At 37.6% G+C, this 25,086-nt stretch carries 22 protein-coding genes and 1 pseudogene; 16 read left to right on the top strand and 7 right to left on the bottom strand.

Going from position 1 to position 25,086, the window contains the following annotated elements; translation table 11 throughout:
• Nucleotides 1-6 precede the first annotated feature (6 nt).
• A complete protein-coding gene (locus ACIROD_RS00430; protein WP_402937103.1) occupies nt 7-1,110 on the top strand; it encodes a GerAB/ArcD/ProY family transporter in 1,104 nt (367 codons plus the stop codon).
• Here ACIROD_RS00430 and ACIROD_RS26190 read toward each other — a convergent pair.
• Nucleotides 1,105-1,332 (bottom strand): YczF family membrane protein, encoded by a 228-nt coding sequence (locus ACIROD_RS26190; RefSeq protein WP_483878370.1) that lies wholly within the window; start codon nt 1,330-1,332, stop codon nt 1,105-1,107. The genes ACIROD_RS00430 and ACIROD_RS26190 overlap by 6 nt on opposite strands.
• Before the next feature lie 163 nt (nt 1,333-1,495).
• Here ACIROD_RS26190 and ACIROD_RS00425 point away from each other — a divergent pair, with 163 nt between their 5' ends.
• From ACIROD_RS00425 to ACIROD_RS00415, 3 genes are all read left to right on the top strand, one after another.
• Nucleotides 1,496-1,999: a PCYCGC motif-containing (lipo)protein gene (locus tag ACIROD_RS00425; RefSeq protein ID WP_402937101.1), complete on the top strand. Its 504-nt coding sequence runs from the start codon at nt 1,496-1,498 to the stop codon at nt 1,997-1,999.
• 189 nt (nt 2,000-2,188) lie between these two features.
• Nucleotides 2,189-3,160: a UV DNA damage repair endonuclease UvsE gene (uvsE, locus tag ACIROD_RS00420; protein WP_260357711.1), complete on the top strand. Its 972-nt coding sequence runs from the start codon at nt 2,189-2,191 to the stop codon at nt 3,158-3,160.
• 759 nt (nt 3,161-3,919) lie between these two features.
• Nucleotides 3,920-4,492, top strand: coding sequence for a tyrosine-type recombinase/integrase (locus ACIROD_RS00415; RefSeq protein WP_402937098.1), 573 nt, complete (start codon nt 3,920-3,922; stop codon nt 4,490-4,492).
• A gap of 589 nt (nt 4,493-5,081) precedes the next feature.
• Here the strand turns inward: ACIROD_RS00415 and ACIROD_RS00410 are convergent.
• Complete coding sequence (locus ACIROD_RS00410; RefSeq protein WP_230175924.1) at nt 5,082-5,792, bottom strand: Dph6-related ATP pyrophosphatase; 711 nt, start codon at nt 5,790-5,792, stop codon at nt 5,082-5,084.
• A 322-nt stretch (nt 5,793-6,114) separates the two neighbouring features.
• A complete protein-coding gene (locus ACIROD_RS00405; protein ID WP_260357710.1) occupies nt 6,115-6,510 on the bottom strand; it encodes a GyrI-like domain-containing protein in 396 nt (131 codons plus the stop codon).
• A 291-nt stretch (nt 6,511-6,801) separates the two neighbouring features.
• Between ACIROD_RS00405 and ACIROD_RS00400 the strand changes: the two genes are divergently transcribed.
• The 5 genes from ACIROD_RS00400 to ACIROD_RS00380 all read left to right on the top strand — a co-directional run bounded on the left by ACIROD_RS00400 (nt 6,802) and on the right by ACIROD_RS00380 (nt 11,457).
• A complete protein-coding gene (locus ACIROD_RS00400; protein WP_063233736.1) occupies nt 6,802-7,476 on the top strand; it encodes a GntR family transcriptional regulator in 675 nt (224 codons plus the stop codon).
• A gap of 14 nt (nt 7,477-7,490) precedes the next feature.
• The gene (gene lhgO, locus ACIROD_RS00395; protein WP_101225338.1) at nt 7,491-8,708 is read left to right on the top strand and encodes an L-2-hydroxyglutarate oxidase; all 1,218 of its coding nucleotides are present in this window, start codon (nt 7,491-7,493) and stop codon (nt 8,706-8,708) included.
• A gap of 27 nt (nt 8,709-8,735) precedes the next feature.
• On the top strand, nt 8,736-9,077 hold the full coding sequence (locus tag ACIROD_RS00390; RefSeq protein WP_402937094.1) for a DUF3870 domain-containing protein: 342 nt from the start codon (nt 8,736-8,738) through the stop codon (nt 9,075-9,077).
• A gap of 328 nt (nt 9,078-9,405) precedes the next feature.
• Nucleotides 9,406-10,344, top strand: a complete 939-nt coding sequence (glaH, locus tag ACIROD_RS00385; RefSeq protein ID WP_101225337.1) for a glutarate dioxygenase GlaH — start codon at nt 9,406-9,408, stop codon at nt 10,342-10,344.
• A 351-nt stretch (nt 10,345-10,695) separates the two neighbouring features.
• The gene (locus ACIROD_RS00380) at nt 10,696-11,457 is read left to right on the top strand and encodes a uracil-DNA glycosylase family protein (protein WP_402937092.1); all 762 of its coding nucleotides are present in this window, start codon (nt 10,696-10,698) and stop codon (nt 11,455-11,457) included.
• Nucleotides 11,458-11,700: 243 nt separating this feature from the next.
• Here the strand turns inward: ACIROD_RS00380 and ACIROD_RS00375 are convergent.
• Both ACIROD_RS00375 and ACIROD_RS00370 read right to left on the bottom strand, forming a co-directional pair.
• Nucleotides 11,701-12,015, bottom strand: a pseudogene (locus tag ACIROD_RS00375) (transposase); the annotation flags it as partial.
• Between the two features lie 399 nt (nt 12,016-12,414).
• Nucleotides 12,415-13,527, bottom strand: coding sequence for an NAD(P)/FAD-dependent oxidoreductase (locus tag ACIROD_RS00370; protein WP_402937090.1), 1,113 nt, complete (start codon nt 13,525-13,527; stop codon nt 12,415-12,417).
• A 173-nt stretch (nt 13,528-13,700) separates the two neighbouring features.
• Here ACIROD_RS00370 and ACIROD_RS00365 point away from each other — a divergent pair, with 173 nt between their 5' ends.
• Nucleotides 13,701-14,294 (top strand): branched-chain amino acid aminotransferase, encoded by a 594-nt coding sequence (locus tag ACIROD_RS00365; protein ID WP_101222207.1) that lies wholly within the window; start codon nt 13,701-13,703, stop codon nt 14,292-14,294.
• A gap of 240 nt (nt 14,295-14,534) precedes the next feature.
• Nucleotides 14,535-15,473 (top strand): MBL fold metallo-hydrolase, encoded by a 939-nt coding sequence (locus tag ACIROD_RS00360; protein WP_402937087.1) that lies wholly within the window; start codon nt 14,535-14,537, stop codon nt 15,471-15,473.
• 222 nt (nt 15,474-15,695) lie between these two features.
• Here ACIROD_RS00360 and ACIROD_RS00355 read toward each other — a convergent pair whose 3' ends face one another.
• Entirely contained in the window at nt 15,696-17,303 is a 1,608-nt protein-coding gene (locus ACIROD_RS00355; protein WP_402937085.1) for an FMN-binding glutamate synthase family protein, read from the bottom strand.
• Nucleotides 17,304-18,002: 699 nt separating this feature from the next.
• On the opposite strand from ACIROD_RS00355, the gene ACIROD_RS00350 reads away from it, so the two are divergent.
• Nucleotides 18,003-19,151, top strand: coding sequence for a glycerate kinase (locus ACIROD_RS00350; RefSeq protein WP_402937083.1), 1,149 nt, complete (start codon nt 18,003-18,005; stop codon nt 19,149-19,151).
• Nucleotides 19,152-20,307: 1,156 nt separating this feature from the next.
• Here the strand turns inward: ACIROD_RS00350 and ACIROD_RS00345 are convergent.
• Nucleotides 20,308-21,216 (bottom strand): LysR family transcriptional regulator, encoded by a 909-nt coding sequence (locus ACIROD_RS00345; RefSeq protein ID WP_402937081.1) that lies wholly within the window; start codon nt 21,214-21,216, stop codon nt 20,308-20,310.
• Between the two features lie 164 nt (nt 21,217-21,380).
• Here ACIROD_RS00345 and ACIROD_RS00340 point away from each other — a divergent pair, with 164 nt between their 5' ends.
• The 4 genes from ACIROD_RS00340 to ACIROD_RS00325 all read left to right on the top strand — a co-directional run bounded on the left by ACIROD_RS00340 (nt 21,381) and on the right by ACIROD_RS00325 (nt 24,746).
• Nucleotides 21,381-21,539: a hypothetical protein gene (locus ACIROD_RS00340; protein ID WP_402937079.1), complete on the top strand. Its 159-nt coding sequence runs from the start codon at nt 21,381-21,383 to the stop codon at nt 21,537-21,539.
• 107 nt (nt 21,540-21,646) lie between these two features.
• Complete coding sequence (locus ACIROD_RS00335; protein WP_402937077.1) at nt 21,647-21,997, top strand: acyl-CoA dehydrogenase family protein; 351 nt, start codon at nt 21,647-21,649, stop codon at nt 21,995-21,997.
• Between the two features lie 299 nt (nt 21,998-22,296).
• Nucleotides 22,297-23,535, top strand: a complete 1,239-nt coding sequence (locus ACIROD_RS00330) for an MFS transporter (RefSeq protein WP_402937075.1) — start codon at nt 22,297-22,299, stop codon at nt 23,533-23,535.
• Nucleotides 23,536-23,561: 26 nt separating this feature from the next.
• On the top strand, nt 23,562-24,746 hold the full coding sequence (locus ACIROD_RS00325) for a serine hydrolase domain-containing protein (RefSeq protein WP_402937073.1): 1,185 nt from the start codon (nt 23,562-23,564) through the stop codon (nt 24,744-24,746).
• Nucleotides 24,747-25,086: the final 340 nt, after the last annotated feature.

Below are 25,086 nucleotides of genomic sequence, written 5' to 3'. Positions count from 1 at the left end.
GATGCATTGCCTAAAATAAAAATTGATGGATTTCAGTTATTTTGTATGATGATCATTTTTATGTTTGGCAGTAATCTACTGCTTATTATAGGAAAGGGTGCCAAGCAGGATGTCTGGATTGTTAACCTTTTATCAACCCTTTTCGGATGTTTACTGTATTTCGTGTATATTTCATTATTCAAAAAATATCCTGACATACCGATGACCGGCTATGTCCGGAAAATTTGGGGTAAATATATCGGCAGCGTATTGAGTTTTTCCTATATCATCTATTTTGTTTATCTTGCTTCAAGAGTATTACGCGATTTTGAAGAATTATTAATTAGCTCCACTTATAGACGCACTTCCATTATAACGCTGGGGATATGCATGATACTTGTTTTAATTTATGGAGTTCATCTAGGATTGGAAGCATTTGCACGTGTTGCATGCTTATGCTTTACCATTATTATCGTGACCCTTTTGATTTTAAACTTTATGTTTATATTAGGAGGATATACAAAATTGGAAAACCTTCAGCCTGTATTAGGCAACGGATGGGGAATGGTATGGAAAGAGTTGATTCCTACAGGTATAACCGTGCCTTTTGGAGAATTGATTACATTTACGATGATCCTTCCGTATTTGAATAAAAAGAGTTCTGCCGTTAAAGTGGGCCTTTTTGCGATAATAATAGGTGGGGTTTCTTTAACTCTTAATTCGTTCATTCTCTTGTCCGTATTAGGTCCCGAGGCGGTATTAAGGTCTAATTTCCCAGCTCTTACAGCCGTGAGTTATATTAATATCGCTGATTTTATTGAGAGACTGGATACCTTTATTCTTGTTTTAATGATCATTTTAGGCTTCATTAAAATTTCGATCTTTTTCTTTTGTGCCATTATTGGCGCAGGGGACTTATTTCAAATGAAACCATCACCTATATTCATTTATCTGGTTGGCGGTGTTATTTTCATCTCTTCGATAATGATTGCTCCTAGCTATCAGGCTCATATAAATGAAGGGTTAAAAGTCGTCCCTTCCCTTTTACATCTACCTTTACTCATTGGAATCCCCATTTTATTATTGATAACCGCATATATAAAACAAAAAATTAAACCAGCTGCTTCATGAAGAGGGAGGCTGCCGGTTTTTGATGGCTGAGATTATGATCAAATATAAAAAGATTATGGTGAATAACAAGAGCAGAAAGTAATCTTCTCCACGACCTACTATCAAATATTGTTTGATGCTATAGAAAGAGTGCAATATATTCAAGCCCTGTAGGTTATCAAGGAGGATAATAAGGAAATATGTGCCTAATAAAATTAACAATGATGGTAGTGGCGCTCTCACAACAATATCACCTCATTCTTTTTTCTTAAAGTGTGTGGTTAATACTTTAAAAATATGCACGAAGTCGTGTCATTTTAAATCCTTATGTTTAGGAACCTTATGCTTGTAATAAGCCTTTGTGTGCCATAAAATGGGAGTATGAAAATGACCAAGGAGTGTATAAATGAAGCTAAAATTAATGACCGTCACTTTGGGAATCTGTTCTTCATTAATACTTTCAGGCTGTTCAAGTGAAGAGGGAAATGTTGTGAAAAAAGAAAGCAGTCATGAAGGACATTCAGAGCATACGGTATCTGGAGACCTTCAGGAGGAGACCAGCAGTAAGGAAATAGCACCGGATTTCTTAGCTGAAAAACCGGAGGATATGAAGACAATCTATTTAGCTGTTGCACAAAATAAAGATTTACTAGAAAAAATACCTTGTTACTGCGGTTGCGGAGAGTCAGCTAACCATAAAAATAATTACGATTGTTTTATCCATGAGAATAAAAAAAATGGTGAAGTGGTTTGGGATGACCACGGGACAAGATGCGGAGTTTGCTTAGAAATTGCTGCGCAATCCATATTGGACTTGAATGACGGTATGAGCGTCAAAGAGATCCGGAATAAAGTCGATGAAAAATATAAAAGCGGATATGCCAAACCAACTCCTACTCCTGAAGTGTAAGTACAACAAAAAAAGTATGAAAAATTCAAGCGAAAATGAGTGTTTGGAAAATACGGCTTTTGCCCGATATTCATTCGGAAAAAGGCCGTTTTTTTAATTTCTCGGAGTCATGGATGCTTTCACATTTATAATATTGGTCTCATAGGGGAATACTTCCATTAAACATTCAACGTGAAAGGAGCTATCACTTTGACATTAATCCGTCTTGGTTATGTAGCCATGAGTAATCATGTGCCAAACTGTTCACCATCCCAAACGATGACTTTTGCTCAGTTTTCTAAAATTAAGGACAGAGATGCAGCGATAAGGAAGCTCGAACGCATTTCAATATCCAATCTTCATAATTGCTGGCGTTTACTGATTCATAACGAAGCTAATAATATTCAGTTCTTCAGGCTTTCTTCAAAACTTATCCCTTTAGCCAATCATCCAGAAATTCCAGAATGGGATTACATAGATCCTATTTCAGAAGAACTGGCTAAATTAAAAACATTCATAAAGAATCACCCAAAAATGAGGATAGATTTTCACCCAGATCATTTTGTCATCTTGAATAGCTCAAATATCGATATACTGAAGACATCCTTAAAAACATTAAGGATGCACTTTACTTTATTAAAAAAAATGGGAGTGGATCCCGAGCACCGCTGTGTTTTGCATGTTGGCGGCGGTTATGGCGAGCATGTACAGGCATTAGAGCAGTTTATCCATAATTGGGGTTTGATTCCGGAATCGATTCAAAGAATGGTCATTCTTGAGAATGATGATACTACCTATACTTTGTCGGAAACACTTTATTTATGTGAAAAATTAGGCATACCAATGGTTTTTGATTATCACCATTACCTCGCACATCAGTTACCAAATGAAGATTGGAAAGATCATTGGGACCGAATATTGAATACATGGAGTAATTCCAAGCTACCCCCTAAAATGCATATTTCAAGTCCAAGGTCCGATAAAGAATTTCGAGCACATGCTGATTTTGTGGATACTGGAATGTTCATGGAATTTTTGCAACAAATAAAGGGAAGCTTACCACAGCTGGATTGCATGATTGAAGCAAAACAGAAGGATGGAGCACTTTTCCAGTTGATGGATGAGCTGAAAAGTCACAAAGACGTAGAGATTATTGATAATGCCAGTTTTTATATTCATTAATTGATTGGGGGAATATATGACAAAGGGAAGTAAATAAGATTCTCTTTATCAAATATTGAGTGTTTACATAACATTATTATCGTTAATAGATTGGTCGCTAATCCTGTATTCGAATTCCGTTATCAATGAAAAATTGTTTAGAAAGAGCGAGGGGGTAAAAAGTCATAAAAGTTATTGCAAAACTTCTTCATTAACAATCTGGTTAGCAGGGGGGCAGTGGCTATTTTTTTTATAATTGAGGATACGATAGTTGTTCTGTTGTCTGTTTGAGCAGCTTTCATTTTCCTTTGGAAGAAATCGCTGCCTCTCTCCAAGGTTCATTTGTTTTTACAGGAATATATTGAAATCAAGGCCGAATATTCCATAGCATGGTGAAATCGAAATTTTTTGCAGACTATGTTAAAAATTAGAAAAATAGTTATTTTTAATAGTGCATGTACAAAAATATAATAAAAGTCATAAAAAACGAGCTTCATATTTAGCTTTTAAAGCTGTTGTTTTACTTTATTGGAGTCATAAATCAAGAAGGAGTTAAAAAGGCTCTATGAATCTATATAGCCGGTTAATGGCGGTTGGTAGATTATAGGTGCTTTCTGGTTTGTTTTTATAAGAATATTCTGAATGTAACAAAGGACCTCTATTGATACATTCAAAAACGCATTAAATCAAGGTTTATAAGCTAATCAAAATTTATAAAACTTGCCTTTTTTTCACCTGTTCACGTACAATGAAAGAAGGGGAAAGGAGAATGAACCATTCATGCAATCAGCCTCTCAAAGAATTAAAAATGTCCAGCCTATACGCCGGTTGGATCACATTGAAAAAATGAAAAAGTCACTATTAAAATATTGCAGCTACAGGGATTATATGATGTTTTCAATCGGGATAAACATCGGGTTACGTATAGGGGATCTTTTACAATTGAGAGTGAAAGACATTCTTGACGGTACGCATATTGTCATTGTGGAGCAAAAAACAGATAAAATTAAGCGGTTCCTTGTCAATCCTCAACTTCGTAAAGAAGTTAGGAAGTATGTCCGGAAATCGAACCTGAAAAATGATCAGTATTTATTTCCAAGTCGAAAGGGTAATGGTCCAATCACCAGGGTACAGGCCTATCGGGTTCTGAACAAAGCGGCTGAAATGGCAGACATTCCGGATGTCGGTACACATACCCTTCGAAAAACCTTCGGCTACTTACATTACCAAAAATTCAAGGATATCGCTTTACTGCAGCAAATCCTTAATCATTCCAATCCAAAAGATACGATGATTTACATAGGACTCACACAGGATTTAATGGACGAAACATTAATGGATTTCTATTATTAACTGAAAAGGACGAAGTACAACTCCTGTAGTACTCATTATTTTTATATGGATATCACATTCCTTCAATGGGGAGTTATTTCAAAGTAAACATTATTTCGATATATCTGAATGGGTAGATAAAACTAGAATCATTGGTGTGGAGAGGTGAAAGGGCACTCGGAATGGGATACGCGCCTTTTGCTAGGAAAATCTACTTCACCGAGGATTTTGAAAATTATAAGAGTTTTGGCCAGGTAATGGACAGAGTTTTAAATCAACCGAATGACTTCTCAAAAAAGACTAGAATACATAGTCTTTTTTTCTTGATACCACCGTACTGATTTTTATAAAGAGTCACTCGATTTAGTATATTAAAAACATTTACTTTTCTGAAATTCTGTTATTTTCCTGTTTAAAAAATAATGAAACAGAAAGTTATCAGAAATGAATGGTTGCTGCATAATGGAGTCACTATAATAATATTATGTTAACTAAAACTCGATATTCTCCTACTGTCAAAGGACTCGAACTGCACCTCAATCGTTATAGAAAATCTCATAATTGGTGTGCAGTATGGAGTGGTTACCACTAAAATAGGTAATTAGTTCGGTTATAAGGTACTCATATTCGTCATCTTATCTAGCTCCAAAGGCAAAAAAGCATATTCTCCGTCCTTGATTATCTCACATTTACGAACGGTAATTGGCTGTTTAAAAATGGGGCCGTCTATTACGGTCGTATGGAACTCTCCGCCTTCTCCGCAGGGGTCAATACCGCGAGCTTCAAGGTCCTTCACGTATTCATGGGTTAACGTTCGCCCTAAATCATCCTCTGTCATTCCCAATGATAAATTAACGGTTACGATGATCGTTACAAATCCTAGATTCATGAACTCTTCGACAGCTTCACGATGATTCATTTCCCATAAAGGCATTCCAAGCTTCAACCCGGCATTCTTCGTAACCTTATCATGCCAACAGCCATGGGCAGGCATATCCAAGTCTCCTGTTACTAAAACTTCTGCTCCTTGATTTTTAGCATTTTCTAAAAGGTGCATAAATACTTTTTCATAATCAGTCCAACTGGCAGCTGCAGTATATACAGGCAATCCTATTGATTCAGCTTGGGCATGTATGAGTTCCGGAGGCATTCCATGGGATCTGGAACGTTTTCCTTCTTCCTCCAGCATGACGATAAGTCCTACAGCTTCTCCAATCTTCATTGCTTTATAAAGGGCTAAGACACTATCCTTTCCTCCGCTAAAAGATGCTATGAACTTATGACCGCGAGCACTATTTTTCCAATCGATTAATTCTGACATTCATATTTTCCCCTTTATTCTAATGACATTTTGCCAATTTCCTATTTTATATATGAATTATGATAACTATATTTGTTTGATTTTATCACGGTTGAAGCCTTCAGATAAGATATTAATGCATCCTGATACAAAAAACTTGATTTAAAGGGAAGTTCTTCCCGAAAAAACTACTCTATAATGAACTGAACAATATAACGTGATTAATCCCTAGGGCACAAGCTGAAATAAAAAGGCATGAGTCTCGGTGGGGGACCGATTCATGCCCTTAAGGCTAGCTAAATTGTATAGCTATTGTGGGTTTATTTCACATAGTAGCTTCTTTTTATAAAACCGCAATATGTATTTCCACTTTTCCATCAGGGTAATATTTTTCAAAATCCAGGCTATATTTCCTGTTCATTTTTTTCTCTTCCTCCAGCTGCCATATCTTTTTCCAGGTTTCACCTATGGAATGTTCATCTTGTAAACACTCAAACACCGCGTATTCTTGATCTGGAATGACAAAATTTTCATTCGATACGGGGGTTTCGGTGGCTATAGCTAATGTATAATCTCCACGATAGTTACTTTCGTACTGATGGTATATCCCATATTTCATATCATTTTCAATATTATAATCATTTGTTTTGCTCCAAAGGGATCCGATTTTCTCGAAAAGATTTTTATCGGTGAAATTATTAGTCCTTATTTCGCCAATCATGTAGACTTCTTTACTCATTAACTAGCAACCCCTTATTTAAATAAATTTGAATACCACAATAATGATATCATAATGATGAGATTTTTTGGAAAGTTTTGGCGTTAGTTCCTGGTTTGGATTTTGTGAATTGAAGTTAAATATAAATGGAGGAACCAATTTATATTCAGATGGAAATTAGTTATTTTACCCTGTGTATTGTATCCAGTGTTATTTAGATTGGATACAATATATTAAAAATTTAGTATTGCAATCGCTTTATATAGTTGATATAGTTTAAATTGTATCCAATATCGAAAGGTGGACGCTGAATTGGATAATGCTAATTCTAAAAGAGATAAATCTACAATCGTAAAAAATGTAACGAAAAGTCTTAGGAAGGCGATTTTGAATGGGACGTTGAAAAAGGGGGAGCGACTCATTCAAGAGGAGTGGGCAGATCGCCTGGAAGTAAGCAGAATGCCCATTCGTGAAGCCCTTACACAACTTCAAATGGAGGGGTTGGTGGAAATGGTTCCTCATAAAGGAGCAATCGTCACACCGATTACCCGGGATGATATTGAAGAAATTTATCATACCAGATCTCTGCTTGAAGGCCTTGCTGTAGAAAAGTCGCTTCCTTATTTAACAAAGGAGGATAAAGAAAAATTAAAGGGAATTTTGATTGAAATGGAAGGGATTCAGTTATCTGATGAAACCAATGAACATTATATCCTTTTGAATGCGGCTTTTCATGAAACCCTCCGAAAAGGGTGCCCGTGGCCAAGAGTTCAAAAAATGGTAGAAACGTTGGGTATCTCACCCATTGCGCCGAATTTGCTGATTGATTATTACCCAGAAACGCAACGGGAACACCGGATGATTTATGAAGCGGCACTAAGAGGGGATCCTGCAGAACTAAGGGCAGCAGTAGAATTTCACATCTTACGGACTAAGAACAATTTAATTACGTATATGGAGTTGCTGAATACTAAAAATCATCAATAAAAGGAGTGTTAATTGTGTATGATTTCGCAATTGTTGGCGGGGGAATTGTAGGTTTATCGACGGGAATGGCACTTTATCAGCGTTTTCCTAATGCTAAAGTGGTAGTCATTGAAAAAGAGGCTGTTGTTGCAGATCATCAAACGGGGCATAACAGCGGTGTCATCCATTCAGGTATTTATTATAAACCAGGCAGTTTCAAGGCACGGTTTGCCCGTCAAGGAAGCAAATCAATGACGGAATTCTGCCGGATGCATGGAATTGAACATGATATTTGCGGAAAGGTCATTGTTGCAACAAAGCCAGAAGAGTTGCCCCTTCTAGATGATTTATTTTCACGCGGTTTGCAAAATGAGCTAGCTATCCAAAGAATCGGTGTGGATGAGTTAAAGGAAATTGAACCACATGTTAATGGACTTGGTGCCATTCGCGTCCCGCAAGCCGGCATCGTCAATTATCGTCAGGTAAGTGAAAAGATGGCGGATATCATCCGAGGCAACGGCGGTGAAATCAAGCTGAATACAAAGGTGGAGAAGATTGACGAGGATTCTGATGAAGTCATCATCGCTACGAACAACGGGACAATAAAAGCAAGGATAGTCATTAATTGCGCTGGATTGCACAGTGACCGTATCGCAGCAGCCGCGGGGTATAAAACTGATATGAAAATTGTCCCGTTTCGCGGTGAATATTTTAAATTGAAGCCCGAAAAGCGCTTTCTTGTCAATCATTTAATTTATCCGGTACCTAACCCTAAGTTTCCATTTCTAGGAGTTCATTTCACACGGATGATTAGCGGCGAAGTAGATGCTGGCCCAAATGCTGTACTAAGTTTCAAACGTGAAGGTTATAAAAAAACTGACTTCAATGCGAAGGATTTAACTGAAGTTTTAAGCTATAAAGGTTTTTGGAAACTGGCCAGTAAATTCATGAAGGAAGGGATGGATGAATATGTCCGTTCTTTTAGTAAAAAGCAATTTACGAAAAGCCTGCAGGAATTGATTCCGGAAATTCAAGAAGATGATTTAATCCCTGCACCTGCCGGAGTCCGGGCACAGGCGTTACAGGATGATGGTAATATGGTGGATGATTTTCATATTATAATGGGGAAACGGACCATTCATGTTTGTAATGCACCGTCACCTGCAGCAACAGCCTCCATTGAAATTGGAAAAGAGGTTGTTACCCGCATTCCGGAACAATCACACTTATTGGAAGCTGTATTGACAAAATAATATTCGTTAAAGAGAGGAAGAGGCCTCATGTTCAATGGTAAAACAATTTTTATTGCAGGTCACGCACGTTTACCTCAAGGGATGGCGGCGAAAAGTGTCTTTGAAACATTGACCATCACCGCGGAAGTCGATGCTAAATATGGTGTTGTCCTGGAGGCTTCTTGTACACTGGCAACAGAGCATGGACGGGAATTTATTGGGCGTTTATTAAAAGGGATCAGTTTAAATGATGGTGTTGATGAAGCGATAGAATCGATTAAATCTTATTATCGGGGGAAAGCGGCTAATGCATTGATTGCTGCCTTGAAGGACCTGGATCTCCATTTTCAGCAAATTAAAGCGGCAGAAAAAACGAAACTACCAAGTTAGTAAAATGATTTATCAGAATAATTTGTAAAAGATGTTGACATTTTTACGGAAAAACGTTTTAATGTAATTAAGCCAATATTATGACATTAACACCTTTTGGAAAATACCTTTTCAGAATCGTGTAAAGATTTTAATGATTGGAAACAGGAAAAATAAATCATACATAAACTGCATATTCGCTGTGACTCTATTTGCATAGAGCAGTGAAGTGAATATAAGCCAGTTGTACAGTTGGATTCCCATTTTATTTGGGGATCATGTGCGACTGGCTTTTTGTATTTCCTGTTAACTTTGTCACCTATATTACAAATAACAGGAGGAATCATTCATGAACATTGCAGAAAAAAAGAGAGCGAAGTTTGAAAGGAAAACAGAAAAATACGAGGTGAAAGTTCACCCTCAATCCAGCCGTTTATATCATATTGAAATTTCAAAAGAGGCGATTGCTGCTTTTTTAGAAACGGTATCCAAGGATAATCAGTCTGTTCAACATCTGGAATATACGCCATATGCACGACTCATCATTGCTTCATATCTTTTGGATCAAGTGGGGGAAGACTTTGGTGAATTGCTTCGTAACATCGTTCATGATCGGGAATCCGGCGGCTTCACCCTTGGCTTGGAGGGTGTCACGGAGAATACAGATGAATATGTCATTTTTGCAACGGCTATTTCATACTTGCTCGGAACTCCAAACCATGATGCCATGTCAGGAAAATATTATGCCCGTTTTAGTGTTCAAGACACGGATAGCAGTGATTCATATTTGCGTCAGGCCTATCGTTTATTTACACTTCATACGGACGGAACCTTTGTTGATGAACCAACGGACTGGTTACTGATGATGAAGATGATCGAACAAAATGCCCGCGGTGGCGAATCACGCTTATTGCACCTAGACGATTGGAAAGAGCTTGATATGTATGTAAATCATCCATTATCAAGCCAGAAATTCACGTATAAGGCACCGAAAAGCAAGAACATTGATCAGGAAATTGAAAGATTGACCTTCTTCAATCATAATAACAAACCTGGTATATGTTTTATCGATCAATTTGTTTATCCTGATTCGATTGAACAAGCCAAATACTTACGCGATTTATCCAATTCATTAGAAAACGATGAAAGTGTACTTGAACTGGAACTGCCAGTTGGAGATTTAGTTGTCGTTAACAATATATTTTGGCTTCACGGCCGCGCTGCATTTGAAAAAGATCCGAACCTGAATCGTGAATTGCTTCGCCAGCGCGGAAGATTCAATCAATAGTTTCATTTTGTAAACCCAAATTTTTTTATCCCCAAATACCATTTTTAAGATAAATTCTTTTCAACCCAAGGGTTGGAAGCAATTTATCTTTTTTTTTTTGAAAAGGTTCATTCTTTTAACTTTATCTCGTCTGAGTAAAACTTTTTAAGTACGGTACCATCAGGTATACTACATTACGTTATTATCATGATGGAGAGATCAAACAACACTTTATAAACGACTAGTATTTTCAATTTCCGTTAAGGAATATACGGATTCAAAAAGATTCATAATGCTCCAATGTTCGGTGCGAAACTGAATTTCTGATATACTGATATGGCCAAAATATATAGAAAGAGGGGATAGTACTTTATGGGGATCGCTAATTTTTCTAATTTTACGCAATTTAAAAACTTAATTAATGCTTTACCTGTTGCCTATACAGATGAAATGATACTGAGCGAGCAATTTTTGCTTGAAAGAGATGAAAAGAAGAAGCTCGAAATCTATTACGCACCTTTTGAATATGTAAATGAACGGGCCAAAGTGGTGATTGTCGGAATCACTCCTGGATTACATCAAATGAAAAAATCTTATTCTACAGTAATTAATGCAAAAGGGCACATACATAGTGATGAAGAGATCCTGAACGAAGTAAAAAAGAATTCCAGTTTTGAAGGAACGATGAGAAAAAATTTGATTCAAATGTTAGATGAGCTTGGATTACACACATACTTAAACATATCGTCCGCACTAGATCTTTTTAACGAAGCAAATCACCTCGTTCATACTACCTCTGTTTTAACCTATCCAGTTTTTTATAACGGTAAAAACTACAGTGGAACAACTCCGAACATATTAAAGACCGAGTTGCTTAAAAAAAATATAATGGAGGGCTTTGCTGCCGAAATAGGTACGATTGAAAGCCCGCTTATTATTCCTTTAGGCGTTAATGTTTCCAAGGTCTTAAATTATTTAGCAGGTCAGAATTATTTTGATGCTAACAACATGCTTCTAGGATTTCCTCATCCATCTGGAGGAAATGGTCATCGTCATAAGCAATTTGCAGCAAATAAAGAGCAAATGAAAATGATGTTACAGCACTATTTTTCAAAGGGAATGACCGTTGGTTAAATAGGGGGCTGTATGCTCAATGGTAAAATTAACTATTTACTAGTGATATTTTGGGGATTATAATAAGAACAAATGTTCTTTATTATAGGAGGCATTAACATGGATGAACTAGAGGAATTTTTAAAATCACTTACTATTGAAGAGTTAAAAGTTATTTATGAAGAAGTAAGTGAATCAGATATTAATAAATAAATGAAATAAATTGAAATTGAAGATTCTTATTTTTTCATTTCAAAGAACAGCATGATTTTTTCCGAACGTGGAGTAGGAGGTACTTTATCATGAAAACCATAGCCTAAGAACCAGCGGTAAGCCATATTAATCGTTTACCCAGGGAACGAATACCGAATGTACATTGAATAAATGGCAATTCAACTAAAATACTGGATTAATACTTGGGCGTCCTAACTTTGAATACATATCTTTCACCAAGTCATAAATGAAAGTGAAGTCAATGGAAGCCTCCATTTTACGAACCAAATGGTTCGCCGGCACCAGTCGATCTAAAGTAATCATTTCAAGTTGATCTCGCTGAATAGAATCATGTTTAGAACGCATCTTCATCACCTCAAGTTTTAATACTTCTATTTTAAAACAAAAAATGACCCTAGGCAAAAGTGTTCTATCTAAGAGTTAAAGCAAAGTTGATTGGAACGGAAGGTACGAGACTCCTGCGGGAAAAGCGCGTCTAGGGGAGACACCGCAGGCGAAAGCCGAGGAGGCTCCCCAACCGCCCGCGGAAAGCGAGTGCCTGGAGTGTAAATTAACGTCCAAATTGTACAAGCCATAAAAAAATAGACAAACTCGATTTTCCTCGAGTTTGTCTACAGTCTGAATCAAGGACCCATTAAAGGTCCTTGATTTTTCTTATGAAAAGGACCATTTGAAAAAAACTGATCTAGTAATTTTCAGATCAGTCGAAGTTCATACAGCAAGTTAGGTAATGGGAAGCTAAATTTATAGAGCACCTCTGACATCATAATTTTCTATATCGATTTCAATTTTTCTATCAAGTGCGAGATTTGCCAATAGTGAGCCTATATATGGGCCCATTGTTAAACCTGATGCTCCAAGACCATTGGCTACGATTATTCCTTCCCAGTCAGGCAAAGGACCAATGACCGGAAGGAATCCCGGCGTGAATGGACGAAATCCGACCCTTGCTTCAACAAACGTACTATCTGTCAAACCGGGAGCGGTTTGCAAGGCTTTATCGAAAACCTCCTGGAGTCCTCCTGCGGTCATTCGAGTATCGAAAACTTCCGTATTTTCGTGAGTCGCCCCAGCAACGATTTTATTATTATCGAAAGCCAAAAGATATTGATCACTGGGAGGCATGACTACAGGCCAGTCATTAGTATTGTCATTTGGCGTTTCCAGATGAATGATTTGAGCCTTTTGGAAGGTGACTTGAAAATTCACGCCGAGTGGCTTCAGTATTTGCGGTGCCCAAGCGCCAGCACAAACAATCACTTTATCGGCAGATATGAATTCATCTCCCAGTGTTACACCTGTCACTTGTGCATCGTTATATGTAAGTATGGCCTCACCATACATAAGTTTTGCACCATTTTTTTGTGATGCCCGCAATAAGGAATCACGTAGTGCGCGTCCATCCACCCGGGCGGCACCACTCACGTGAACGGCTGCATATTCACTGGAAAGAGGCGGAAATAAGGCACGTGTTTCCTCTGCAGAAAGTATTGTGATCGTCCCGATCTCCGGTGCATCTTCTTTCCGTTTTGCAGCCCGGTTCTTCATGGCATTCAGTTTATCTTCATCGGTATGTAAACTTATAGCTCCGACCTGGGCATACCCAGTCTCGGTTTCCCCGTCCCGTTCAAGTTCTTCAATTAAACCCGGATAAAAAGCCGCACCATTTTTGGCAAGGAGATACCAAGCTTGGTTGCGTCTTTGCGAAACCCAAGGGCAAACGATTCCTGCAGCTGCAGATGTTGCCTGACCGATATCTTGTCGGTCAATAATGATCACTTCAACCCCATTTTTAGCCAACTGATAGGCAGTGGAAGCTCCCAAAATTCCTGCACCAACTACAATGATTTTTTGCATGATTCAACATCTCATTTCTCTCATATGTATAAACGCTTACCACTACTATATCGAAGACACGAAATGATTGCCACAACTGATATTGTAATTTCTTTCACAAAGTTATTTTATCTATAGTGAATATGCTATGATTGATATTGCTAAAGCTTGAAAAGATACTAGGAGGACATATCATGCTAAAAAAACAAATGGAATCATACATATCAAAATCCGTAATCGAAAACAAGGTTGAGTTATTTAAAGAAGAAAAGGATTATGTCGAAAAGCATAAATTAATCGCCGATGATATCATTTTAGTGGAAAAAGAAAATGCATCCCGTTTTACAGATGCTTATATGGAGCGAAGTAATAAAGAGAGCGAAGAGTTAATCTCTGAAGAGAACTCTGCATTTTTATCACAACCGATCGAGTATTTGAAAAATAACAAAGATGAGTTCCTTTACTTTGAATCACAATGGTTCGAATTAATCGGTGTTGAGGCACTTTCTTTAGAAGTCGATGATGTTTTTGGTACGTATAACGCGATGTTCGGATTGAAATTCCAGAAAAAAATGGGAGAAGTTTTAAAAACGTATTTAACTAAGGAACTTCAAGCAGAAATAGGTTCGTTCAGTTTAATGTTTAACCAGGGCGACGGGCTATGGGATGTGAATTTAGCCTTGGATAACATAAAAGGATTCCGAGAAGACATGACATTAGAGGAAGCTTTTAATTTAATCTATCATTTTCTTTTTATCCTTGTTCAAACAATCGAGGAAAATATGTAAAACGAGGTGCCGCCATAAATTTTAATGGCGGTTTTTTTTATTTCTTGATTTAACCAATGCCCCTAGGCTTTGCTTCTGGATTTTAATCGCTGGCTCTGGATATTGATAACAGGAAATCGAAAAAATTCGTCGAATTGATTAATGATATACATTTATTTAATAAACTTAAATGTTTTGTTTTTAGCAATTTCGATTTTTTGTTTTATGTAAATGAAGTTACATCGGAAGGGGAAGTTATACTTGCTGAATGAACTGAAAGTAACTCAAGTTACCATTCCATTGCCTTTTAGGTTGGATCATGTCCATTGTTTCCTAGCGGAAGGTGAAAAAGGGTGGACAATCATTGATTCGGGATTAAATAACAAAACGACAAGAGATTTATGGAACCCGATTATCGAAAAACACGATATTACCGATATTATAATCACCCATTATCACCCTGATCATTTCGGGTATGCAGGGACATTACAACAATTGACCGGTGCGGATGTTTGGATGACACAAGTGGATGAACATGCGGGAACTACGTATTGGGAAGCGGATTCGCTGAATCTGCTTAAAGAAAATTATAAAGCATGTGGTATGGAAGACGATTTATCCGTGGCCTTATCCAGTGACGAAAGAGGATTCATGCCACAAGTAAAACCCTATCCTACCGTAAATCATCATCTTGAAGAAGGAATGAAACTGCACTTTGGCAAATATGAGTATGAAGTGATTTTCACGCCGGGACATTCTGATGGCTTGATATCCTTATACAATAAGGAAAAAAGTGTCCTTTTTTCGACAGATCATATATTGCCCAGGATATCTCCAAATATTTCTTATTGGTTTAAAGGTTTCAGCAACCCATTGGAAGAGTTTTTTAATTCTTTGAAAAAAATACAAAAGCTGGACGTTGAATATGTCATCCCTTCACATGGGAAACCGTTTCAAAATGCCAATAAAAGAATTTTTGAATTGTTGGAACACCATCAGGACCGTTTGCATGTTATTCATGAAAACATGAAAGAGCCGATTTCAGTAAATAGTGCTTGCCAGATCTTATTTAGAAATCTGTCCATTCACGAGACCAGGTTTGCTGTTGGTGAAACATTGGCACACCTAGAATACCTTCTTTTAAATGACCAATGCAGAAAGTTTAAACGTGATGGCAAATGGTATTATCAATCCATTTGATATTTTAGATGATAACGTATCGAAACTGATTTTAGCTCATGTCATCTAAAACTGCTTAAATTGCTGCAGCTGATGTTTATTATCGCCATGGGGAGCTAATGGGGAAGGGAAAAGTGGAGATATTCCCATTACATGCCTGATACATTTTTGCAGCCTATAATGGGCTTCATTGAATTGTTTTCAAGAAAAATCCACCGCCCATCAACATGAGCGGTGGATTTTTCATTGCCTGACACCTATTTGTCCCTTAACTTCATTCATAATATCTTCAAGGGATGTGACAATTCCTTTATCGTCCTTATAGCTAATGTGCTTAGGTTGAAAACGGATCGGCGAATCTAAACCAGCAGCGGCTGAGATTCGAAATAGTCCTTTTCTAAGGGTTACAAGAAAGTTAACAACGCGGTATTTCTTTTCATCGATGACAAGTGCTTTTTGTAATTCCGGATCAGTGGTGGCTACTCCGACAGGACAAGCATTGGAATGGCATTTCATCGTCTGTATACATCCTATCGCAATCATGAAACCTCGAGCTATGTTTACAAGGTCTGCTCCCATGGCCAGGGCTATCGCAATTCTATCAGGCGTGAACAATTTACCGGAGGCGATGATTTTAACGCGATTGCGTACACCGTATTTTTCCAATGTCGATACTAAAATCGGCAAAGCGGATTTTATCGGCAAGCCTACGCTATCGATCAATTCCTGATAAGATGCACCCGTGCCGCCTTCACCGCCATCCAATGAAATGAAATCCGGACCTTTCCCGGTTTCTTTCATGTAGCTAGCAAGCTCTTCAACACTGTCAGTGCCGCCGATGACCATTTTGATGCCGACCGGGATTCCTGTATGTTCCCTGATTTTTTCGATAAAATCGCACATGGATTTTACGTCATGGTATTGATGAAACCGATTCGGACTATCAATTGCTTTATACGGAATGACCTTACGGATTTCAGCGATTTCCGGATTCACTTTTTCAGCATCGATATGCCCTCCGCGAGTTTTGGCACCTTGAGCCAATTTGATTTCAAATGCTTTGATTTGGGGTATTTCACTTTTTCTTTTTAACTCATCCCAATCCATTTCTCCGGTACTATCACGAACTCCAAACATGGCTGGACCGATTTGCATGATTATATCGACACCGCCGATTAGATGATAAGGAGATAGTCCGCCTTCACCTGTATTCATCCAGGTGCCTTTTGCTGCAGCCAATCCCTCAGAAAGTGCAGTGATTGCGTTCTTACCCAAAGAGCCATAACTCATAGCGGACATGCCGATAATACCTTTTAGTCGAAAGGGATTCTTAGTGTTTGGGCCGATGATCACGGCGTCCTCATCATCCAATAAGAATGCAGAGGATACTTCATCTTCCCATTTTTCTTCCCGTTGTGAGAAAAGCGGGTCTTTCAATAGAATGTATCTTTTCGTCGTCACTTTAGTTTCACGATCATATTTTTCTTCTTCGGCCAATTTTGGAAACATGCTATTTTTAACAAAGAAGCCTTCTTCATCAAAATCCCGTTTTGAGCCAAAACCTATGACATCCCGTAAATATTTTGAACTTTTCACCATATGTTCATAGTCATCGCGGGAAAAGGGTTTTCCTTCGTTATCACTGTTAAACCAATATTGCCGCATCTCAGGTCCGATTTTTTCCAGAAAGTATCGCATTCTCCCAAGCACGGGGTAATTCCTTAAAATTGCATGATGCTTCTGCGTGCGATCAAAGAAAATCATATAAAGTAATAGTAAGACCAAAACGATGATAATGATGAAAACTACGGTAAATCCAAGGATAATTAAAAGATTTGCGATGCCACTCATTCAATCCCTCCTGATATGCAAAAAAAATCATGTATTTTTAATCTACTCGGTAATTCGATCAATTATACAGAATTCCAACGCAAGGTTTTTAAAGGGATGGCACGAAAATAATTTAAATAGGCAATATTGTTCTCACAATTTCTTTCAACTTCTCCTTTTCGATTGGCTTACCCAACTGGCTAACTGCAACGTTATGGGATCATGCAGCAACCGTGGATTAGTTGATTTTTATTGGATATATACTCCCGATATTTAAGTTAATTTTTGCAGTGTCCTGAACAACTTTTCAGATAAACTGCCTACAAATCTTTCTTGGAAATTTCGGTTTAGTCCGCCCATCTATCCTTTCCAACAGAGTCTTTGTTTTCCACCTCAGTTATATCGTAAAAGCTGATTCAGCTTCCCGGAAAGAGTGGAATATGTATGACACCTTTTCTTCAATGCCCGAATCGATTCGTATTCCTGGCAGGACACCCACCCATTGATGACGATCATTTTCGTGAATGACTAAAGGCTTTCCCGTTTTCAGTCCTTGCTATGAGTTATCATGAAAAGGGGGGCGGTAGTTTAAGCCCTAAGCATTATACTTTGGAAGTTGGGAATATAACAGAAAACTTTCCATAAAATCATTTTTTGTATATGATTAAAATATTTCCGAGGATTATAATTAAATTGAAATATATTCAAGGGGGATTGAGCATGAAAATTGTAATTGCACCAGATTCCTATAAAGGAAGTTTGTCAGCGTTAGAAGCCTCCAAAGCAATCGAGCGAGGGGTCAGGAAGGCACTGCCGGATGCGAAGACAGAATTGATTCCTGCAGCGGATGGCGGGGAAGGTACGCTGGATAGTCTTGTGGCAGCTACGAATGGGCGAAAAGTTGAAGTGACAGTTAAGGGGCCTTTACTTGAAGACGTTCAGGCAGCGTATGGAATATTGGGCGATCAGGAAACATGCGTGATTGAAATGGCCAGTGCATCAGGTCTGTGCCTAATCGATCCAGATGAGTTGAACCCATTGATCACTACTACATACGGAACAGGGGAGCTTATTCAAAAGGCATTGAATGATGGCTGTCGAAAGTTTATTTTAGCAGTAGGTGGAAGCGCTACCAATGATGGCGGTGTCGGTATGCTCCAGGCTTTGGGAATCAAGGTGTTTGATGAAGATGGTAAATCGCTGGGATTCGGGGGTGCCGAATTATCGCGGATATCAGAAATTAATACGGATGAATTTGATTCCAGAATAGCAGATTCCGAGTTTTTGATTGCCTCGGATGTCCAAAATCCATTAGTCGGTCCCGATGGGGCATCAATTGTATTCGGACCCCAAAAAGGGGCGACTCCTGACATGGTTGAATTGCTTGATAAAGCTTTATCATCTTGGGCTGATTTGGTGGAAATCAAGACAGGCATACACTTGCATGATAAAGCTGGTGCTGGTGCTGCAGGTGGAATTGGTGGTGCATTTCAAGCCTTTTTCCGTGCAGAAACAAAAAGGGGCATCGATATTGTTATGGAGTACACGAAAATGGGTGAAAGAATGTTCGATGCCGATTGTGTTTTTACGGGTGAGGGTCAAATCGATTACCAGACTGTTTCGGGCAAAACACCAATGGGAGTTGCACAAGAAGCTAAAAAGCATGGTATTCCCGTATTTGTTTTGGCTGGATCGATAGGAACAGGTATTGAAGTTTTATATGACCATGGAATAACTAGTGTTCACAGTTTGGTGAACGCTCCTATGACTTTAGAGGAAGCCATGGAAAGAGGTGCTGAATTGTTGGAAGTTTCAGCCGAACAAGTAATGCGGGCTTTTTTGGGGCAGTCAAAAATAGGGGGTAATTAATTGTTATCTAAAAGAACTTAAAGATATAAAGAAAGGGATCTAAATGAAGAGAGCTTGAAACAATTGGATAATTTTTGAATGGATTCGTAATAAATAATTAGCTTAAGAAATTAGTCCTCAAGGTTTATAAGAATTCCTATTTAGTTAACGGTGGGCATTTTATAAAATTGGTGACGATGCCTTGCTATTGAACAAATCCTCTAGGAGCATGGCATTACACAGAGTGTGTCTTATAGAGGGAGTTGTTACGATAACGATGTTATGGAAAATTTTTTTAGTATCATGAGATCGGAACTGTCTTTAAGACAGTTTTTTTATTGAGGGACAGTTTAGTTGAATAAGAAAAAGTTAAATGGAATAATGCGGTTCTTAGATTGGATGGATCGCTTTTTTTGCCTGATAAATTTTAAGGATTTTGTATGTTTTTATTCCGGACAGGCGTTATATTTTCCGACATGGCATAAAATCAATTGTTTCAATTAAAGATTTTAAAATTGCAGAAGAATATTATTCTACTTTATTTCACGAAATGATTCACGTATATAAAAACATTAGCAAAACTATAATATTCTCTTTAAAAACATATAAATACGTTGATGAATACGGGTTTTTACGCTTAAACATCAATGTTGTAATTAAGTATCTCAATGAAAAAATTCATAACTCAGCTTAGATTCAGGAAGCAAAAACCATTCTGTGATTCAAAAATTGAATGATGTACAAAAATTAAGCATTTTAATCTTGAATTATTATATTTATTAATATAAAACATGGAATGTATGCGAATTGAATACTTTCTTTGAAAACATATTGTAGTAAATAGATAGGGGAATCATTATCATTGAAAAAATTAATGTTGATTACGACTGGTGGAACAGTAGCCTCAATTGAAGGATAAACGGACTCACCCCTTAACTGCATGCCGATTTATTATGTTACATACCTGAATTAAAGGTACACTGCCATATTGTTCCAACATTCTGACCATGGATAATTCTTCTAAAAGCAAATGGTCATGGACACTGTAATCGTGAATCCTCTTTTTCCTAATTTTTATAGAAATGGATTAATTCGCATTTGAAAAATAGTACTTAGTAGCATGTTATTCTTAAAACTTTTTGAATTTCTACAGAGGATTGCGAGTAATAGTAATACCTCATTCTAATTTAGAGATATGTAATTTGAGATATTTTAAAAACTCTCTTGCTGCTAAAGAAAAGTGTTTATTCTTTGACCGGACCCATCCGAAGGATCTGAGGCTCGGTTCAATATTGATTAAAGGGATTGGAATAATTTCTCCACTTTTTACATAATGATCATCCTTTAGTGCGATATCCATCAAAAAGCTGATCGCCAATCCTTCTGAAACGGCTTTTTTTATGACTTCGGTATTGTTAGAAGCAAATAAAATATTCATCGGTCCGTATCTATTCATATATGCTGAAATGGAATCCTTCCATATTCCCTCATCATACATCACGATGGTTTCATCGATTAGCTCCTCAGGAGTGATATGATCACTGAACGCAAATGGTGAATGTTGGCTGACACATACCATAACCCTCCCTTCTAATAAGGTTTCATAAACCAGCTCTTCATGAGCATTCCAATCTACTTCATCGATCATCGCTAATCCAATATCAATTTTCCCTTGAATAAGATCTTCCATAATATTGGGTGATTTTTTTTCGGTCATGATAACCTTGAAATTAGGATAGTCTTTTTTAAAGATTGCTAACGTTTTGAGTAAAATCGGCATAAATAAGCTGGGGCTTGCCGATAAATTAAATTCTCCGTTTATTAAGGAGGTTTGCGTTTGTGCTTCTTCCTGTATTTCTTCAAGCTTTATGACAATCTCATACGCTTTTTTAATGATGTTTTTCCCTTCTGCTGTCGGGAGGGCGCCTAACCGTGAACGTGTAAACAAATTTATGCTTAATTCTCGCTCCAAATGGGTAATCGCCTTGCTAATGGTGGATTGGGAAACATGAAGATTTTGTGCAGCGATGGAAATAGAACGAGTTTTAGCCACTTCTACAATATATTTTAATTGTTCTAGATGCACAATTATCCCTCCTTAATATGAATTCCATTCAAGTATATATGATATATAGCTATTTTACTTTATTTACAATCATATTTAAAATAAAATTTAGAATATTGAAAATATTAAAACTGCGTTAAAAAAGTGAATTTTCTTCTTTTGTACCAGTTGGAAAGGAGTACAGGATGCAGGATGCAGTACAAATAGAAAATGTCGAAGAATTAAGGAAAAGTCTGCTTCAATTTATTCACAATGAGTTGTTACCGTTTGAAAAGGAACACGAAATTGATGCAGAGAAAGAAATTTCAATGGAACAAATTAAATGGGTCAGAAAACGGTCGTAGGAACTGGGGTTTTACGGCAGTAGCCTTCCGAAAGAGTCAGGCGGGCAAGCACTTAGACTGAAAGGGCTATGTGTCTTAGAGGAATTGGCAAAATCAAGTGTGGCTTTATGGGGGCACGTATTAGTGGAAATAGGCGGAACATTAAATTCAGTTCGGACATCCGATTGGAGAATTTCAAGCGATTCAACATATGCTGCCCGGAAATGGCAACGGAAATATACGCCGCGCGCTGCATGCTCTACGATGTGTTAGAAAAGATTGATAACGGTGAAGAGGTAAGAGGAGCTACATCCATGGTTAAAGTTTTTTCCTCAGAGGTCGCAAATCGAGTTGCCGACAAAGCTGTACAAATCTTTTGGGGGCATGGACTAATGAAAGGACATCCTGTCGAGAAAATGTACAGAGACATAAGAATGTTTAGAATTTTAATGGGGACAACGGAAGTCCAAAAAAGGTGATTGCAATAGAATTGCTAAAAAAATAAGAAATGAAGGTGAATTCACTTTGTTTGAGTATTCTGGGAAGGAACGGCACGTCTAGTAAATTAGTAAATATAAAATGCAGTAGACATACCGATTATGTCTTTTACCAACTTTGGTTGGTCTATTATTTATAAGATATTTTGCAAGAAAAAATGAAAGCCCTTCCATTTCAAGTTTTATTATTGAATAAGTATAGGTATGATAACGGCGAACAGTGGTGATGATTACCTCAAAAGGTCCAAATCATAGCCATACCTTAAAAAGGAGCGAATGGAATGCAAGCATATACGACCAATAAAAAGAGTAAATCTATTATTATCACTCTCCTATTTGTCGGAATGGCAATAAGTTATATTGATAAAGCGTCGATAAATGTAGCAATCATTCCCATTCAGAAAGCCCTGCACCTTAACTCTTTTGAATCAGGATTGGTTTTAAGTATCTTCTTTTTCAGTTACGCTTTGATGCATCCAATAGGAGGGTGGCTTACCGATAAGTACGGTTCACGAAAAGTGTTGGTCTTTTCCGTTTTAGCATTTTCGCTTTTTACGGCACTTACGAGTCTTGCTTGGTCATTTGCCTCACTACTTTTTTTACGTTTCCTATTTGGTATGGGGGAAGGAAGTGTATTTCCAGCCAGTATGCGTTCGATTTCTGATTACTTCCCCGAAAATGAAAGAGGAAGAGTAAGTTCATTTTTTCTTTCTGGACAAACGTTCGGCGGAGCGATCGGTTCTGTAATGATAGGAATTTTAATAGCTTCCATTGGATGGAGATCGATGTTTGTCAGTATTGGGTGTATTGGCGTTTTAATCGCATGGGCACTTTGGGTCCATCTAAAAACTCCTGTAGAGGTACAAATCTGTAACGAGGATCAGATTCCAAAGAAGGCACCTTCTTATAAAAAGGTATTTAAAACCAATAACTTTTGGCAAATCTTCATTGCAAAATTCTTTTCCAATATCGTGAATTGGGGAATGATCTCCTGGATGCCGTCCTATTGGGTTAGTAAAGGGTTAGATTTGTTGTCAGCAAGTGCTTTAATGTCAATCCCTTATATTGCTTCCTTTCTTATGTTTAATGTCAGCGGATTGATATTAGATAAATATATGGTGGGAAAAGAAAAATATTTGGCCATAGCAGGATCCATATCTTCTGGTTTCTTTCTTTTTATGATGTTTAATGCAACGTCTGTTTCCCTAGGGATTGTTTATATGACCTTTAATGCAATTTCCATTGCGTTTATCGGAACCTCCCTTTACACGATTGTCATTAAATACTCATCAAAGGAATTAACTGGGTCTATAACAGGTCTTGTCAGTTTTGGCGGACAAATTGCCGGAGGAATTTCGCCCGTCGTCATTGGGTTTATCCTTACTCTTTTCAACGGTTCATATAATGCCGCTTCCTGGTTTTTAATCACTGCTGCATTGGCAGGGGCAATTGCATCATTAACGATTAAAAATAAAGTTAAAGAAACAAAAGAAGATGTGCTTATAGAGCAATCTTTTTAAAGAAATAAAAAACAGGAGGGATTGTCATGAAGTCCATTACAACGAATGAAATGAAGGTTTTTCCGACAAATTCAGACGATATCGTGACTAAGGATAATTGGTTTACTTCAAAAAAAAATTTGCGAGGGTATTGTCAGATCGGTGAACTGAGTCCCAGCCGTATCATCTGGAGAGGTAACCATAGGCCCACCCCTTTATCATATGCCAAAGATTCATTAGATTTAGCAAAAATAAACGTTACTAATGCTGAAAGTGTTTTAGCGTATCTCGAGAGAACGAATACTGATGCTTTTTTAGTGATGCATAAAGGAAAAGTTTTGTACGAGAACTATTTTTACGGCTATAAATCGTTTCTGCCGCATGCTTTGAACTCGGTTACAAAATCATTTGTCGGCCTGATTGTTAGTTTGCTTGCTAATGAAGGATTATTGGATTTAAATAAAAAAGCTTCCTTCTACATTCCTGAGTTAGAAGGAACAGGACTTGGTGAGGGAACTGTTCAGCAATTGCTTGATATGCAAGTTCCTGTGAAATATATGGAAGTTGACACGCCAATGGGAATAGGCCGTGGGACACCGATTTTCATTGCATCCGGTTCAATACCAAAACCTGATAACTATAATGGGCCTGAAAACCTATACGAATTTATGTTATCGAGCAAAAAAGATAAATTGCCTGGTACTGTATTTAAGTATGAAAACGGACAATCAGAAACATTGGGATGGATTGTCAAACGCTTGACAGGGAAAAACTTAGCAGAATTAATTCAAGAATTCATCTGGTCCAAATTGGGGGTAGAAGAAAACGCGCTCATGCACTTGGATAAAATCGGTACGGATATAGCCAGCGGCGGTATGCGGGCAACATTGCGTGATTTGGCACGATTTGGCGAAATGATGCGCAACAATGGTTACTACAATGGCCAACAAATTATTCCGGAACATTTGATAAGGGGAATTCAAAAAGGAGGGAATCAAAAATATTTTGCGGAAAGTACTCATCATTATCTTACAGGATTCTCCTATCATAATAAATGGTGGGTTAGCCATGATCCATACGGCGGATATTCAGCTAGAGGGAAGTTTGACCAGCGAATACACATTGCACCAAAAGCTGATACGGTGATTGTAAAATTATCTTCCTATCATTCTCCTGATTCAGAGGGAATAGATGCTTTTCAAGCGATAATAGAATATTTAATAAAGCAATAAGATCAAGCCGGGAAAAGCTTTAGCTTTACATGGATGTCTTATAGCGCTATCACATAAAAAGGTTAACATTAAAATTTGCACAGTAGCATTTAGTAAATGATAGAACGTATTAGCTTGGATACGGACTAGTGATCTATTGTCCGAGTAGGGTTTTGACAACTTCTTCTTAAGTTTTCCATCATATCCTTGGAACGGAATTTACTTTTGGAGATAATCCCATCCTACCAAAACAAACTCGGTATGTTTGTGTCAAAGTGTTACCTTCCCGTTGCACGGATCCGTCTGAATACTGAAATTACTTAACGATGAATCAAGCCTTGCAAAATTTTTCCGTCTTTTT

The sequence above is a fragment of the Peribacillus sp. NPDC101481 genome, assembly GCF_044767165.1.
Lineage (GTDB): Bacteria > Bacillota > Bacilli > Bacillales > DSM-1321 > Peribacillus.
Note: the sequence above shows the minus strand (reverse complement) of the source record. Positions and strands in the feature narration are given on the sequence as shown.